Below are 14,821 nucleotides of genomic sequence, written 5' to 3' on the forward strand. Positions count from 1 at the left end.
CAGCATCTAAGATTGACTATAATTTATTTACATTTTTAATTAAACAGGTATAAGTAATATAAATAAATATTAGTAAGTTTTATAATGAAAATCGCTAACATAATTCGCTAACATAAAAGTACGATTAAATTACAATTAATATATAGGAATTCAAAGTTATTAAAATAAGTTTAATATAGATAGGGGTATTAATATGTTAAAAATGAGCGATTTAGAATTATCTTTTAAAACGGCAAAAGAGAAAGGTGTTGCATACATAGGAATTAAAGTTGAAATTAAAGGATTTGAAAGACCAGAGATAACAATAAATGAATCAGAGAATTTTGATAAAAAGTTAGAACATTATAAAAGGATGTATAATGATGATTTAACTTTAAAAGAACTTAATGGAATAAGAATAATAGGTATATCTTATGCGGATTCATTAGGATATATAGAAAATGAACTGCTTTGGTAAATTTTGAGAGCTTACGGAATGTAAGTTCTTTTTAAGTTATTAAAAAAATTATTTAACTTGAAATTAACATAAAGTTAACATAGCATTAATAAAACCTATCTATAGTAGTTCTTATTAAGTTAAATAATTTATTATTATAAGCTCATAAAAGCTAACTTTGGGGGAGAATGATGAAAATAGTAAAAAAAATTACTGTTGTTTCTGAAGCAACAGGAGGAATAATTGTTGATAAGTATATATGTAATAAATGTAAAAAGACAGTGGAAACAAGACCTAGGGTGGAAATGGATAGAGAGATTAAGTATTCTAGATTAATTTATTGTATTTGTAATAAATGCTTAAAAAAATAATACTTTATAGAGCTTGATTTTAAATTGTTTAACAGGTACATAATAATAAAAAGATATTTGTAATAAATTAGAGCATAGGATGGCTATTATCTTTTATAAGAAATAGCCTCTTTGCTTTTTATCATTTAGTGATTTTTTATATTATTCATTTATATGTTACCATAGCAGAGCTATTTCTTATATTACAAAATCTATTTTCATTTTTTATATGTTTTAGCTTTGATTTTAGTTTGAGAATTTATTATTGTGTTTAGAGCATATTATAATTTAATAAGAAGGGCTAAATAAAGATAGCAATGTAGAAACTTATATAAAAATAAATAATATATTGCACCTTAGTTTCAATTTAGTTTATTGAATTCTTTATTCTATATTAATAGTAATATGGTAGATTATTGATTAGAACATATATATTAATAATGAACTTTAAATTTATATTAGGTGGTATAATCTGAATATAAATGATAGAATACTATATATAAATTTAGGGTAAGGAGTTAAGATGTTAGACTTTGATTTAATGAATATATTTAGTGGATTTATAAGAAATTATGTTAATTTCGGTTTAAATAAGAATAGTAGTAAATTTGAAGTAGTAAAAAAAGAAATTAAATATTTTATAATGCTTGGACAACTTTTAGGCTATTCAGTAATACACAAAGGACTTAATAATAATGAAGAAGCCTTTTTAAATAATATTGAAGTATCGTGGAAAGAGTATGATTTTAATACAGTATCCTCAAGTTCTATAAAATTACAGCTTTTTAGAGAAAATGATTTAGTTAATGATTTACAAGTAATACAAAACTTATTGTATAAATTAAAAGAAGATCCAAATAAAATATATATACAAATATTGGAAACTTCATCAAATACACGCATAGATTATCTTAACAATATAATTAATACGTCAAATTTAGAAATGAAAAAAGATGTGTTAGTAATTTATATAATTAGGGATATACTAAATGATAAGAGTTACTATAATGGATATTTATTTGAAAAAGGTAAAATTACTAAGCAAAAGATAGGTATTTGCTATAGTGATGCTGTTGGAGAGAAAAAAGCTGTTTTTAAGGTTTAATATTATCCTTTAATATTTATTATATAAAGGGAGAATTGTTATGGAAATAGAAAAAGGAAAAATACAAGAGGTTTGGAATTATGATCATAATAAGATAGTAAAATATAAACAGGTAATTAAAAATAATACTTTAAATGAAGTTACAGAAATTGAAACAGAGAATTTAAATGAATTAATAAGTGAAGTTAGAAAGCAACTTTATGAATGGAATAAAATTGTATAAGAATTAGGGGGAAATATGGGGATTAAAGCCATAAGTAAAGCAGATTTTGATAAAATAATAAAAATAAAGTTTGATAATATTTTAGAAGGATTTGATAAATTTAATTATGTTGAGCTTTATTCTAGAAAAGATAAAGAAAAGATAGAAATCGAAGAGGATTTTATTAAAACATTAGAAAGCTTTTTTTATTTAAATTATGATGAAAATAAAATAATAGTAGATTTTTATAAAAACAAGCTAGATAAAGATAGCATTGAATTTATTGAAAATAATCTTGATTTAGAAGAAATAAAAATATTTAATGAAATTTTAAATTCAGGAACTATAAATGATATGTTTTTTGAAATAAGTGATAAAAAGTATATAAAATTACTAACTAAGTTATGTACTAGAGAGTTATTTTTTATAACATTTTATTTTACTAAAGGACCAGTTACAATATGGGGAAATTATAATTTAAAGTTTCCATTATTTTATGATAAAGATAATATAGATGAAGGTAATATAAAAAACTATTTTAATATTGCAAAATCTAATAATTTATTATGAATTTTTTTAGTACATAAATTATACTTAGTTATCATAATAATTAGTGTTAATTATTATATAAGTGGGTATTATTTATGAACCAGTTAAGAAGTTTTATAGAAAAATTTAATAATGATGATTTAGAAGAAGAGATAGCAAATGAATTAACTGTAGAATGTAAATATTGTAGTATAAATATTTACATTAAAGATGCATACATAGATAAAGAAGATTTAAATATCTATTGTTCTAAAAAATGCTTTATAGAAAATTTAAATCGTAAGTATTTTTAAAGGGTATCCTTAAGCAGGTACCCTTATTTTTATGATGAAATATTTTCTTCAATATTATTGTAATTTGGAAATAAGGCAATTGCAGATAATCTAAACTCTCCATTTTCTAATAATCTTAAAAACCATTTAATATGTTTATTAGATGAATTACCAATTACTGAATAGTTTTGAGCTTTATTCTTATATTTAGGATAAATCATTGTTGATGAGTTATTAACTTCATTGATTATAATAATACTATATTCATAATCAGTACAAAAATATTTTAAATTACTTAAGTCAATATTTAAGTTATTATTGTTTATAAATGAAGAGCATTTAAATATTTCGCGTGTTTTAATATTTTTTAAAAATACTGATATCTTGTTTGAAAGTAAATAGTTGATATTATCAAAATTTAGGGATAATGTATCATCTTTCAATTCAAAAGAAATTATATCTTTTTCTAAAATATTAAAGTTATTAAGATGTAGTTTAAAAAAATTATCAATATTTTTAGTTTCCTTCATAATATTCCTCCTTAGAAATATTATATAAGCTGTATTAATATTGCTTAAGTGAATATAAATACAACTTATATAAAAATTAAAACTATTTTATTAGGTAATCAAATAAATAGAAATGTATTTATAATATATTTTTATAATATTATAAAAAATGCTAAAGATTTCCATTTAAAATATATGTTTTAATATATGTTGCAATTAATCCTAATAGTATTAAATTTAGTATATTAATTTAGATAAAATAGAAGCTTGCAAGCATATATATTAACTATAATATTTCTAGGGCTAAGAAAAGTTACAAGTTATTTTATAAAATAAGTTATATTAATAAAATAAAAAATGCTGATTATTTCATCAGCATATCTATCATTATATCTAAGGTAGCTTTAGTTTTATTTAGGTTACTAATATAATCTGCAATATGATTTTTATAATATTCGACTCCACTGTCAGTTATAGAATATACTTTTTTACTTCTTTTATTTAAAAACTCATCACCAGTCCAGGAACTTTTAACATATCCTTTTAATTCCAAATCATAAAGAGTTTCATATATTGTACTAGATGAAACAGGAAATGGGAGAGAAGTTTCTGAAAATCTATTTCTAAATTCTTCAAGAACTCTATTTCCAAATATAACATTTCCTTTTGATAATTCTTTTAATATATAAAAGCTGTAAAGCATTTTTGTATTTACAACATTTCTAGGTGCAACTAATCTATTTCTTTTTTCCATAGTACATACCTCCTTTTTTTATAGTTTAGCATATAAATTAATAAAAGTACATTTAAATAATATACTCGTAAATGATAATAAAAATAAAAGAAATATTACTGAACACAAACAATATGTAATGAATACAATGTACTATACCAAAGAATAGGAGTTGATTAACATGTCAAGAAGATCAAGATGTAACAGGTGCTGTTGTAGAAATAACTGTTGTTGTGGCGGAGGAGGCTGTAATAACTGTTGTGGAGGTGGATTCGGAGGCTGCGGAGGTTTCGGCGGCGGTTTTGGTAATTGCGGATTCGGTTGTGGAGGATTCTTCCCAATATTATGGTTATTATTACTAGGCGGCTGTTGGTAGTAAAATAATAAAAGGGTGCATTAGCATCCTTTTATTATTAAAATCCCAATTTAAAAGCTAATGTCAAATATAGATTTATGTAAGAATTTTTTTTCTATATAGGCTAATAATAATTTATAAGAATAAGATAAATAAGGTGGTACATATGAAAAAGTTATATTTAAAAGAAGCAAAAATGAATGAAATTATTGAAAATACCTTTATGGTGATAAAAATATTATCTTATGATAAAAATGATTTTATTGCAGTTATTGGAGATAATTCAGGAGAAATAAAGGCTTATATAAAAAATATAAATACAGTTATAAATATAGGAGATGTTATATTAGTTAAAGGGAAATTAGCATCAAAATTTAAAGTTAATTTTATAAAGAAGATTTCAGAAATAGATATATTAGATTATTTACCTTCAGTTAAAAAATCAATAAATGAAATTATGAGTGAATTAAATGATATAAGTAAATCTGAATTTAAAAGTTTAGAGGCTAAATCAATGGATGATTATTTTTTTAATAATGAAGAGTTCTTAAATAAATTTAAAAAGGCAATAGGAGGAGTATTTAATCACCATAATTATATTGGGGGCTTAGCTGAGCATACTTTAGCAGTAACAAGTTTAGCTCGTGATTTATCTTATAAATATCATTGCAAACATAAAGAAATAGCTATATTAGGAGCAAAATTGCATGATATAGGAAAAATAAGAGAAATGGTTTATGATGGACCATTTTCTTATACTTTAGAAGGAGAACTTCAAGGACATATTATTATTGGATTAAATATGTTAGAAGAAGCTTTTAATAGTAATAGAGAAATTTACTCTAGTGATTTTATAAACAGATTAAAGGCTGTAATTATTCAGCATCATGGTAAACCTGAATTTGGATCTCCAAAAGAACCAAACTCAATGGAAGCTTATATAGTTCATTATGCTGATTATGTGGATGCAACATTAAACAAGATAAGTATAATATCAAACGGTTTAGAAAGCGGTGAGTGGACAAATTTTGATAAAAGAATAAATGGAAGAATATATATATAGGAAGAAATATAATATAGTTAATAATTTTTAAGTGAAGATAATATTTTATTATTATAGTACAAATATTATCATAAAAAATGTTAAAGTGTATGATACAATATATTAATAAAATATATTAGAGGTGAAGTTATGCAACAAAGTAGATGTTTTTGTGAAAAATGTAATAAGATTCAAGATATAGAAGTTAATAGTTGCAAAGAAAGTAAAGAGTTTAATATAGGGAAAATTACTTATGATAAGCTATATGGAAAATGCTTAGTTTGTGGCAATGAAGTATACTCCTTTGAATTATCTAAAAAAAATAAAAGTGAAATAAATAAAAAGATAAAAGAGCTAGAAGATGAAGTAACAATATTAAGAATAATAGAAGGGAGCAAGAAGGGGAATCTTATCTTAGAAAATGGAGATGAAGAACTTTTAAATGAAATTGAAAGTATCTTATTAAATAAAAATAAAAAATAGTTTCTAAAGTTATTAAATAAGATTTAGTCTAATATAATATGGTGTAAAAGTATATTATTGCTTTAGGAGGACACTAATGTTGGACTTATTAATATATTTAGATGAAGTATTAATTAAAAATTTAAATTCAGTAGCATTAAATGGCTATATTGATATAAGAACATATAGGAGAATCAAGGACAGAACTTTTGGAGGAAATGTAAAAATAGGAGATAGAGAATCTAATGGTTCAGATTTCAGAGATCATAGAGATAAAATAGAAGGCTATAAAACTAAACATAAAACGTGTGAAGACCATTATCAAAATGGAAGAGATAGAAGTTTAGGGTTTGAAGGAAGAGATTTTGATAGAAATGAGCAAGAAATTAAAAAGATTAGTACTATATTTACTCTTCATAATGATTTATTAAATAAGATGTATACTAGTAAAAATGTTAAGAAAGTAGATGGTAATTCTATTGAAAATGGAGATATAAAAGAAGGAGATTACATTCAAATAACTGGATGTGTACAAGAAACTTCACTTCCACTTTATATAGATACATTAATTGATACTATTAATTGTTATGGAGTAGATTTTTTAAATACCTTATTAGAAAAGAAAGATTTAAAAACATTAAATTTTACCATAATTTGCAAACTTTTAGAAGGTTTAAGGAAATCTATAACTGCAAATGGAACTCATGACTTACTTATACAAAATGATAAGGCATCATTAGTTCTTACAATAAGTGAAAATAACTTTTTAAATAATCATTCTCATATGTTTGACTTAGTTCATTGCTCTTGTAAGATTTTTGGTAAGGTTATGATGATAAAGGAAGACACTGATAAGTGTATAAGTTTATTAAGGAAATCATCTCAAGAGGAATATTACCAACAAGTAATTGATTCTATAGATCCATATTTAGAAGTTTTGAAAGAAAACAATATAATTCTTCCTAAAAAACCAGAATGTAATGTAAAAGGGAAGATGATAATGATTTTACCTATAAGTATATGCTTATAAATTATAATAAGCATATACTTTTTTAGTAAAAGAAAATATGAGATTTAGATTTTGAAAATTGTTATTACATAAAATCTTATTATATAAATACCTAAAAAATAGAACTAGTTTATATTTATTTCTTCAAGTTATTAAATAAATTTTATATACATACTCTTGTAAGTTAATCTGGAAAGAATAAATTTTTTGATGTATAATTAATATTTAATGAGTAACATAAAGAATAAAAGGAAAAGAGGCATTAAGATGAAAGTAGGATTTGATCATAAGAAATATTTAGAAGAACAGTCTAAATATATATTAGAGAGAGTAAATGATTACGATAAATTATATTTAGAATTTGGTGGAAAACTTATGTTTGATTTACATGCAAAAAGAGTTTTACCAGGATTCGACGAAAATGCTAAAATAAAGCTTTTACAAAAACTAAAAGAAAAAGTTGAAGTTGTTATTTGTGTTTATGCAGGAGATATAGAAAGAAATAAAATAAGAGGCGATTTTGGTATTACATATGATTTAGAAGTCTTAAGATTAATAGATGATTTAAGAGCCTATGAACTTGATGTAAATAGTGTTGTTATAACAAGATATAATGGACAACCAGCTACAACTGTCTTTATAAATAAGTTAGAGCGTAGAGGAATAAAGGTTTATAAGCATGAAGCTACAAAGGGTTATCCAACAGATGTTGATACTATAGTAAGCGATGAAGGGTATGGAAAAAATCCTTATATAGAAACTACTAAGCCTATAGTAGTAGTTACTGCACCAGGTCCAGGAAGTGGTAAACTTGCAACATGTTTAAGTCAATTATATCATGAAAATAAAAGGGGAAATGTCGCAGGATATTCTAAATTTGAAACTTTCCCAGTTTGGAATGTTCCATTAAAGCATCCTTTAAATATAGCATATGAAGCAGCAACTGTAGATTTAAAAGATGTGAATATGATAGATTCATTCCACTTTGATGCTTATAATAAGGTAGCTGTAAATTATAACAGAGACATAGAAAGTTTCCCAGTATTAAAAAGAATTATAGAAAAGATTACTGGGGAAGAATCAGTTTATAAATCGCCAACAGATATGGGTGTAAATAGAGTTGGTTATGGAATAGTTGATGATGAAGTAGTTAAAGAGGCCTCAAAGCAAGAAGTAATAAGAAGATATTTTAAAACTATTTGTGAATATAAAAAAGGTTATGTAGATAAAGAAACAGCCGATAGAGCTAAGTTAATCATGGAAGAACTAAGCTTAAAGGAAACTGATAGAAATGTTGTTATTCCATCAAGAGAATATTTATTAAAACAAAGAAGTTTAGCAAATAAAAATGATATATGCTCAGCAGTGGCATTAGAACTTGAAGATGGAAGCATAATAACAGGTAAAAGATCAGAAATTATGGATGCATCAGCAGCTGTTATATTAAATTCTATTAAGCATCTTGCTAATATATCAGATGATATACATCTTTTATCACCTGTAATATTAGAACCAATTAAAAATTTAAAGCTAAAGACATTAGGAATAAATAATACAGTTTTAAATTGTGAAGAAATATTAATAGCATTAAGTATATGTGCTGCTACTAATCCAACAGCACAAGTAGCTTTAGATAAATTAAAAATGCTAAAAGGATGTCAAGCTCATTCAACAACTATTATAACTACAAATGACGAGCAAACATTTAGAAGGCTTGGAATAGATATAACTTGTGATCCAGAATATCAAAGTGAAAGCTTATATTATAATAACTAGTAAATTAAAACTATCTTTAGAGAATTCTAGAGATAGTTTTTTTATAAATCAATAAAATTTCTATTTATATTATAATTTTAAATCAATATTTAGGAAATACTATTCTTAATAGAATAGGAGGTTTTTTCAATGAATAGTGATTTATCAGTTAAAATTATTCCTTTAGGTGGAGTAGGAGAAATAGGAAAGAATATTACAGCTATAGAAGTTAGCGATGAAATAATAGTAGTAGATTGTGGAATTGCTTTTCCAGATGAAGAAATGTATGGAGTAGATTTAATAATTCCAGATATAACATATTTAATACAAAACAAAGATAAAGTAAAAGGATTTTTTATTACACATGGTCATGAAGATCATATTGGAGCAATTCCATATATATTGAAACAATTAGATGTACCTATATATGGAACAAAATTAGCATTAGCTATTATTGAAAATAAATTAAGAGAACATGATTTAATAGAAACTAGCAATTTAATTAGTGTGGATCCAGGATCAAAGATTGATTTAGAAAATATAAGTGTAGAATTTATACAAAGTACACACAGTATAGCAGAATCATGCTGTTTAGCTATAAAAACTCCTCTTGGGGTTATATTCCATACAGGCGATTTTAAAATAGATTTAACACCTATAGACGATAAAGTTATAGATATAGATAGAATATCAACTATAGGAAAAGAAGGAGTCATTTTATTAATGGCTGATAGTACCAATGTTGAAAGATCTGGTTACACAATGTCTGAAAAATCAATAGGTAATACATTTAATAGGATATTTAGAGGGGCAAAGGGGAGGATAATCATAGCAACCTTTGCATCAAATATACATAGAATGCAGCAAATAATAAATGCTTCTATAGAAAATAAGAGAAGGGTAGCTTTTTCAGGAAGAAGCATGGAAAGCATATCAAAGGTAGCTTTTGAGCTTGGCTACCTTCATATACCAGAAGGAATGCTAATAGAAATTGATGATATAAATAATTATTCAAATGAAAATGTAACTATTATAACAACAGGCAGCCAAGGTGAGCCAATGGCTGCACTAGCAAGAATAGCCTTTGGAAATCATAGAAAAATAAAAATTGAAAGAGATGACTTATTTATAATTTCTGCATCACCAATACCAGGAAATGATAAATTAATTTCAAAAGTTATAAATCAATTATTTAAAAAAGGTGCAGATGTTATTTATGAAGATTTAGAAGAGGTACACGTATCAGGTCATGCATATAGAGAAGAATTAAAATTAATGCATAGATTAATAAAACCTAAATATTTTATGCCTGTTCATGGTGAATATAGACATTTAAAACATCATAAAGATTTAGCAATTAGTCTAGGAATGGATTCTAAAGATATATTTATTACGGAACGTGGAGAAGTATTAGAAATAAGTGATAAAGGGGCTAGAATATCTGGAAAAGTAACTACAGGAACAGTTTTAGTTGATGGATTAGGTGTAGGAGATGTAGGAACATTAGTATTAAGAGATAGGAAGCATTTGGCACAAGATGGATTAGTTAATATAGTAGTTACAATAGAAAAAGAAAGCTATAGCATAATAGCAGGTCCAGATATAATTACAAGAGGTTTTGTATATGTAAAAGAATCTGAAGATTTAATAAAGGAATTAAAGCAAATTGCAACTGATGAGCTTCAAAATTGTTTGGATGATAAAATTTTAGAATGGTATTTAATAAAAACGAATGTAAAGAAAGCTTTAGAGAGATATATTTACGATAAAACAAAAAGAAGACCTACAATTATACCAATAATTATGGAAATTTAAAAAATTTCATATATAATATATAGTAAAAAGTAAATAGGAGGGGTTTTATGAAAAACGTAGCAGCATTTTTTGATATTGATGGGACTATATACAGAGAAGGATTAATTACAGAAGTATTTAAAAAAATAATAAAATATGAACTAGTTAGTGAAAATAAATGGTATAAAGACGTAAGACCTTCATATATCAAATGGGATAAAAGACAAGGAGACTATGATACTTATTTATTAAAGATGGTAGATATTTATGTTGAAGCAATAAAAGGAATAGATAAATATCACATAGATTATATAGCTAAAAAAGTTATAGAACAAAAGGGTGATAGAGTATATACATTCAGTAGAGAAAGAATAAAGTGGCATAAGGAGCAAGGTCATATAGTTATTGCAATATCAGGATCTCCAAGTGAATTAGTAAAAGAAATGTCTAAGAAATATAACATGGATGATTATAGAGGAACAATTTATAAATTAGATGGTGATAATAAGTATAGTGGTGAAGTAATTCCTATGTGGGATCATGAAAGTAAATTAAATGCTATTAATGAGCTTCAAAAGAAATATAATATTGATTTAAGCAAAAGCTATGCATATGGAGATACATCGGGAGATATAACTATGTTTAAGTCTGTAGGAATACCATATGCAATAAATCCTACAAAAGAACTTCTAGATAAAGTTATGGAAGATAAAGAAATAAGAGAAAAGATAAAAGTTATTGTAGAGCGTAAAGATGTAACTTATAACTTAGATATAAATTGTATAAATGTTTTATAAAAGTTAATATAATGAAGTTAATAATACAATAGACAATAAACTCCTTAGGTTATATAATAATTAATGGATTACAAAGGAAAAGTCATTTATTTAAGGAGAATGCTATGTTAACTATTAATAATAAAATGTTAGAAGAAAAAATAAAACAGCTTAGAAAAGCTATTGAAATAGTCGGAGGAAAAGAACTTTTAGAAACTATAAAAAGTGATAATGAATTAGCACTTCTTATATTACAAAGTTCTTTTCAAAATGAATATGCATATATAGAAGTTTTAGAAAGAAAATATTCTATTTCAGAGTTGCTTAAATTAAAGTTAGAATATGAAAAAAATTATATAAAAACTAAAAAGAAATATGTTCAAAAAATAATTTACAAGATAAAGGAATATAATACTTATTTAGATTCTTTAATTAGAAAATATAGAAAAGATGGTGGAATTGAAGAATTCAGAAGTATTAAAAATGAAATAGAAATTAGATACTCTATGGACATAAATAATTTTATATTATCTAGTATAATTGAGATCAATGCTGATTTAAACAATGATTATTATGGTGAGTATTTAAATTCCAAAAAGGAAGATTTTATAAATACTATAATAACTACTATAATTTAATTTCTATAATAAAATTTACTCTTAAGGGGAAACTATAAATGTAAAGTACAACCTTAGGAGGGATTAAACATGAGTAAACTAATGAGAAAAGTTAAGAGAAACTTTAAAAGAAAGAAGATGAAAAGTAACTTATTATTCGAAATGGCTGATGACTTTATGGATATAGTTCATAACGCCAAATTATATAAAAAAATAAATAAAGTCAAAAGAAAAATGAAATAAAGATAAAAAAATAATATCTAATATTATATTAGATATTATTTTTTTTATTTAAAACTGCTATATATTTTAAATAAAAGTATTAATTATTTTTAATACATTTGATTTATTTTGAAGCCCATGTTTATAAAAGTATCTTTGATTAAATTTATATGTTCAATACCATTAGTTTCGATAGTTACTTCTAATAAAACATTTTTTAACCTATTAGAAGCTTTAAATTGATTATGTTCAAGTTGAACAATATTTGCATTTAATTCTGAAAGTATTCTAGAGATTTCTTGAAGCTGTCCAGGTATATCTGGAAGTTCAAGAGTAAAGCAAAATAATCTACCTCTTTCAACTAAACCATCATTTATTAAAGATGAAATAGTAATCATATCTATATTACCACCACTAATTATACATGCTATCTTTTTATTTGTATAATTTAATTTCTTTAATGCAGCAAGAGATGCAGCACCTGAAGCTTCGGCAAGTAATTTATGCTTTTCACATAATATTAAAAATGCTTCAGCTATTTCTTGATCAGAAACTGTAACAATATCATCAACATATTCTTTGATTATCTTGTATGTTAAATCACCAGGAGATTTAACAGCAATACCATCAGCAATAGTATTAACAGAATCTAAAGATATTAAATTACCATTTTTAAAGCTTTGCTCCATTGCATTTGCACCCTCAGCTTGTACACCTATAATCTTTATAGAAGGATTAATTTCTTTTGCAGCTAAAGAGATTCCACTGATTAAGCCGCCACCACCAATTGGGCAAAGGATTATATCAATGTCACTTATTTCTTCTAGCATTTCTAAAGCAATAGTTCCTTGTCCATAAATTACATTAATATCATTAAAAGGATGTATGAATACTGAATTATTACTTTCTTCAATACTTTTAGCTTTTAAAAATGCATCATCATAGCAGTTTCCATGAAGAACTACATTACCACCAAAGTCTTTAGTAGATTGTATTTTTAGATAAGGGGTAGTTTTAGGCATAACTATTGTAGATTCAACTCCTAAAAGACTTGCGGCATAAGCAACACCTTGTGCATGATTACCTGCAGAGGAACAAACAACCCCTTTACTTTTTTCCTCATCACTTAAAGAACGAATCTTATTAAGTGCACCTCTTATTTTATAAGCCCCTGTAAGTTGGAGATTCTCACACTTCATATATACAGAACAATTTGTCATTTTTGAAAAAATGGGACTATACAAAATTGGAGTTTTGTTAATAACGTCTTTAATTTTTTCTCGGGTTTTTTTAATTTCACTTAAATGCATAAACTTCCACCTCTAGTAAATTTTATGTGATAAAAATATTATATCACTGCTGCGTAAATATATGAAGAATATAAATTTCAGAAAAGTATATTTTTTTGATAAATTATAAAAAATATAAATATTAAGATAAAGAAAGGAGAAGTTATTATGAGTGAAGAATATAGTGATTTAATAAATATAGGGAATTTCACTAGAAATGCTGTAAAAAGCTTTGAAAAGAATATAGTAAATAAGACTAACTACTTAGAAAGTGTAGAAGCTAATATAAATTTCAAAAATAATTATAGTATTAAGGAGAAATCAAATGAATAATAATTATCCTACTCAGTTTCCAGCACAACATCAAAATGTACAGCCTGGAATAGAAGAAAATATGAATCCAAAGCCAATTTTTAAGTCAGAGACATTTAAGGAAGGAAGTAATAAGTTAAAAGATAAAGTGGCAATTATTACAGGTGGAGATAGTGGAATTGGTAGAGCTGTAGCTTTAGCATATGCTAAAGAAGGAGCAAAAATAGCAATAATTTATTTAAATGAACATCAAGATGCCGAAATAACTAAAAAGCTTATAGAAGATATGAATGGAGAATGTATTTTAATAAGTGGAGATATCGGTGATGAAAACTTCTGTATATCTGCAGTTAATTCAGTAATAAGTAAGTTTAATAAAATTAATATATTAGTTAATAATTCCGCTGAACAACATGTATGCAACACATTAACAGATATAACTAAAGAACAGTTTGAGAGAACATTTAAAACTAATGTATTTGGAGCATTTTTTATAACAAAAGAAGTTTTAAAACACTTAAATATAGGAGATTGTATTATTAATACTACTTCAATTACTGCTTATCATGGACATAAAACTTTAATAGATTATTCAATGACTAAAGGTGCATTAACTTCATTTACAAGATCTTTAGCATTAAATTTAGCTGACAAAGGAATCAGGGTTAATGCTGTGGCCCCAGGACCAGTATGGACACCATTAATTCCAGCATCATTTGCTGAAAGTGACGTAGCTAGCTTTGGTACAACTAGTCCAATGAAGAGAGCAGCACAACCAATTGAACTTGGAGAAAGTTATGTTTTCTTAGCAAGTGAGGGCGCATCATACATAACAGGAGAAACTATTCATGTTAATGGAGGAGAAATTGTAAACTCATAGAATATTTATGTTATTAAATATAAAAACTAAAAAAATAAAAGTATACTTATTTATCTAAGTATACTTTTATTTTTTTATTATATATGTTTTCAATATGATTTTATTAAATTATTACTAAAAATAAAGGGAATTTACATAATAAAATATTTAAA

At 24.9% G+C, this 14,821-nt stretch carries 20 protein-coding genes; 17 read left to right on the forward strand and 3 right to left on the reverse strand.

Annotated features, from left to right (window positions below; translation table 11 throughout):
• Positions 1-193: 193 nt before the first annotated feature.
• The 6 genes from J2Z25_RS12065 (at position 194) to J2Z25_RS12090 (ending at position 2,935) form a co-directional block, all read left to right on the forward strand.
• Positions 194-457: a hypothetical protein gene (locus tag J2Z25_RS12065; protein WP_209740770.1), complete on the forward strand. Its 264-nt coding sequence runs from the start codon at positions 194-196 to the stop codon at positions 455-457.
• A 170-nt stretch (positions 458-627) separates the two neighbouring features.
• A complete protein-coding gene (locus tag J2Z25_RS12070; protein WP_097032952.1) occupies positions 628-807 on the forward strand; it encodes a hypothetical protein in 180 nt (59 codons plus the stop codon).
• A gap of 502 nt (positions 808-1,309) precedes the next feature.
• Positions 1,310-1,891 carry a hypothetical protein gene (locus J2Z25_RS12075; protein WP_111927841.1) on the forward strand — a complete coding sequence of 194 codons (582 nt, stop codon included), beginning with the start codon at positions 1,310-1,312 and terminating at the stop codon, positions 1,889-1,891.
• Between the two features lie 40 nt (positions 1,892-1,931).
• Positions 1,932-2,114, forward strand: a complete 183-nt coding sequence (locus tag J2Z25_RS12080) for a hypothetical protein (protein WP_008679067.1) — start codon at positions 1,932-1,934, stop codon at positions 2,112-2,114.
• Positions 2,115-2,129: 15 nt separating this feature from the next.
• Entirely contained in the window at positions 2,130-2,663 is a 534-nt protein-coding gene (locus J2Z25_RS12085; protein ID WP_195954435.1) for a hypothetical protein, read from the forward strand.
• Between the two features lie 74 nt (positions 2,664-2,737).
• The gene (locus J2Z25_RS12090) at positions 2,738-2,935 is read left to right on the forward strand and encodes a hypothetical protein (RefSeq protein WP_209740771.1); all 198 of its coding nucleotides are present in this window, start codon (positions 2,738-2,740) and stop codon (positions 2,933-2,935) included.
• 29 nt (positions 2,936-2,964) lie between these two features.
• On the opposite strand, the gene J2Z25_RS12095 is transcribed toward J2Z25_RS12090, so the two are convergent.
• On the reverse strand, positions 2,965-3,444 hold the full coding sequence (locus J2Z25_RS12095) for a hypothetical protein (RefSeq protein WP_209740772.1): 480 nt from the start codon (positions 3,442-3,444) through the stop codon (positions 2,965-2,967).
• 343 nt (positions 3,445-3,787) lie between these two features.
• Positions 3,788-4,177 (reverse strand): PadR family transcriptional regulator, encoded by a 390-nt coding sequence (locus J2Z25_RS12100; RefSeq protein WP_008679059.1) that lies wholly within the window; start codon positions 4,175-4,177, stop codon positions 3,788-3,790.
• 160 nt (positions 4,178-4,337) lie between these two features.
• Between J2Z25_RS12100 and J2Z25_RS12105 the strand changes: the two genes are divergently transcribed.
• The 9 genes from J2Z25_RS12105 (at position 4,338) to J2Z25_RS12145 (ending at position 12,209) form a co-directional block, all read left to right on the forward strand.
• Positions 4,338-4,532, forward strand: coding sequence for a hypothetical protein (locus J2Z25_RS12105; RefSeq protein WP_008679058.1), 195 nt, complete (start codon positions 4,338-4,340; stop codon positions 4,530-4,532).
• A 145-nt stretch (positions 4,533-4,677) separates the two neighbouring features.
• Entirely contained in the window at positions 4,678-5,574 is an 897-nt protein-coding gene (locus J2Z25_RS12110) for an HD domain-containing protein (RefSeq protein WP_209740773.1), read from the forward strand.
• A 129-nt stretch (positions 5,575-5,703) separates the two neighbouring features.
• On the forward strand, positions 5,704-6,036 hold the full coding sequence (locus J2Z25_RS12115) for a hypothetical protein (protein ID WP_008679054.1): 333 nt from the start codon (positions 5,704-5,706) through the stop codon (positions 6,034-6,036).
• A gap of 76 nt (positions 6,037-6,112) precedes the next feature.
• Complete coding sequence (locus J2Z25_RS12120; RefSeq protein ID WP_008679053.1) at positions 6,113-7,045, forward strand: DUF6414 family protein; 933 nt, start codon at positions 6,113-6,115, stop codon at positions 7,043-7,045.
• Between the two features lie 246 nt (positions 7,046-7,291).
• Positions 7,292-8,800 carry a DUF1846 domain-containing protein gene (locus J2Z25_RS12125; RefSeq protein WP_209740774.1) on the forward strand — a complete coding sequence of 503 codons (1,509 nt, stop codon included), beginning with the start codon at positions 7,292-7,294 and terminating at the stop codon, positions 8,798-8,800.
• Positions 8,801-8,929: 129 nt separating this feature from the next.
• Positions 8,930-10,594, forward strand: coding sequence for a ribonuclease J (locus J2Z25_RS12130; protein WP_209740775.1), 1,665 nt, complete (start codon positions 8,930-8,932; stop codon positions 10,592-10,594).
• A 47-nt stretch (positions 10,595-10,641) separates the two neighbouring features.
• The gene (locus J2Z25_RS12135) at positions 10,642-11,370 is read left to right on the forward strand and encodes an HAD-IB family hydrolase (protein WP_209740776.1); all 729 of its coding nucleotides are present in this window, start codon (positions 10,642-10,644) and stop codon (positions 11,368-11,370) included.
• A gap of 104 nt (positions 11,371-11,474) precedes the next feature.
• The gene (locus tag J2Z25_RS12140) at positions 11,475-11,987 is read left to right on the forward strand and encodes a hypothetical protein (RefSeq protein WP_209740777.1); all 513 of its coding nucleotides are present in this window, start codon (positions 11,475-11,477) and stop codon (positions 11,985-11,987) included.
• 69 nt (positions 11,988-12,056) lie between these two features.
• On the forward strand, positions 12,057-12,209 hold the full coding sequence (locus tag J2Z25_RS12145) for a hypothetical protein (protein WP_209740778.1): 153 nt from the start codon (positions 12,057-12,059) through the stop codon (positions 12,207-12,209).
• A gap of 89 nt (positions 12,210-12,298) precedes the next feature.
• Here J2Z25_RS12145 and ilvA read toward each other — a convergent pair whose 3' ends face one another.
• Entirely contained in the window at positions 12,299-13,498 is a 1,200-nt protein-coding gene (ilvA, locus tag J2Z25_RS12150; RefSeq protein ID WP_209740779.1) for a threonine ammonia-lyase, read from the reverse strand.
• 147 nt (positions 13,499-13,645) lie between these two features.
• Here ilvA and J2Z25_RS12155 point away from each other — a divergent pair, with 147 nt between their 5' ends.
• Positions 13,646-13,810, forward strand: a complete 165-nt coding sequence (locus J2Z25_RS12155) for a hypothetical protein (protein WP_209740780.1) — start codon at positions 13,646-13,648, stop codon at positions 13,808-13,810.
• Complete coding sequence (locus J2Z25_RS12160) at positions 13,803-14,669, forward strand: SDR family oxidoreductase (protein ID WP_209740781.1); 867 nt, start codon at positions 13,803-13,805, stop codon at positions 14,667-14,669. The genes J2Z25_RS12155 and J2Z25_RS12160 overlap by 8 nt, the downstream gene beginning before the upstream one ends.
• The last annotated feature ends 152 nt before the right edge of the window (positions 14,670-14,821 follow it).

The organism is Clostridium tertium, assembly GCF_017873245.1.
Lineage (GTDB): Bacteria > Bacillota > Clostridia > Clostridiales > Clostridiaceae > Clostridium > Clostridium tertium.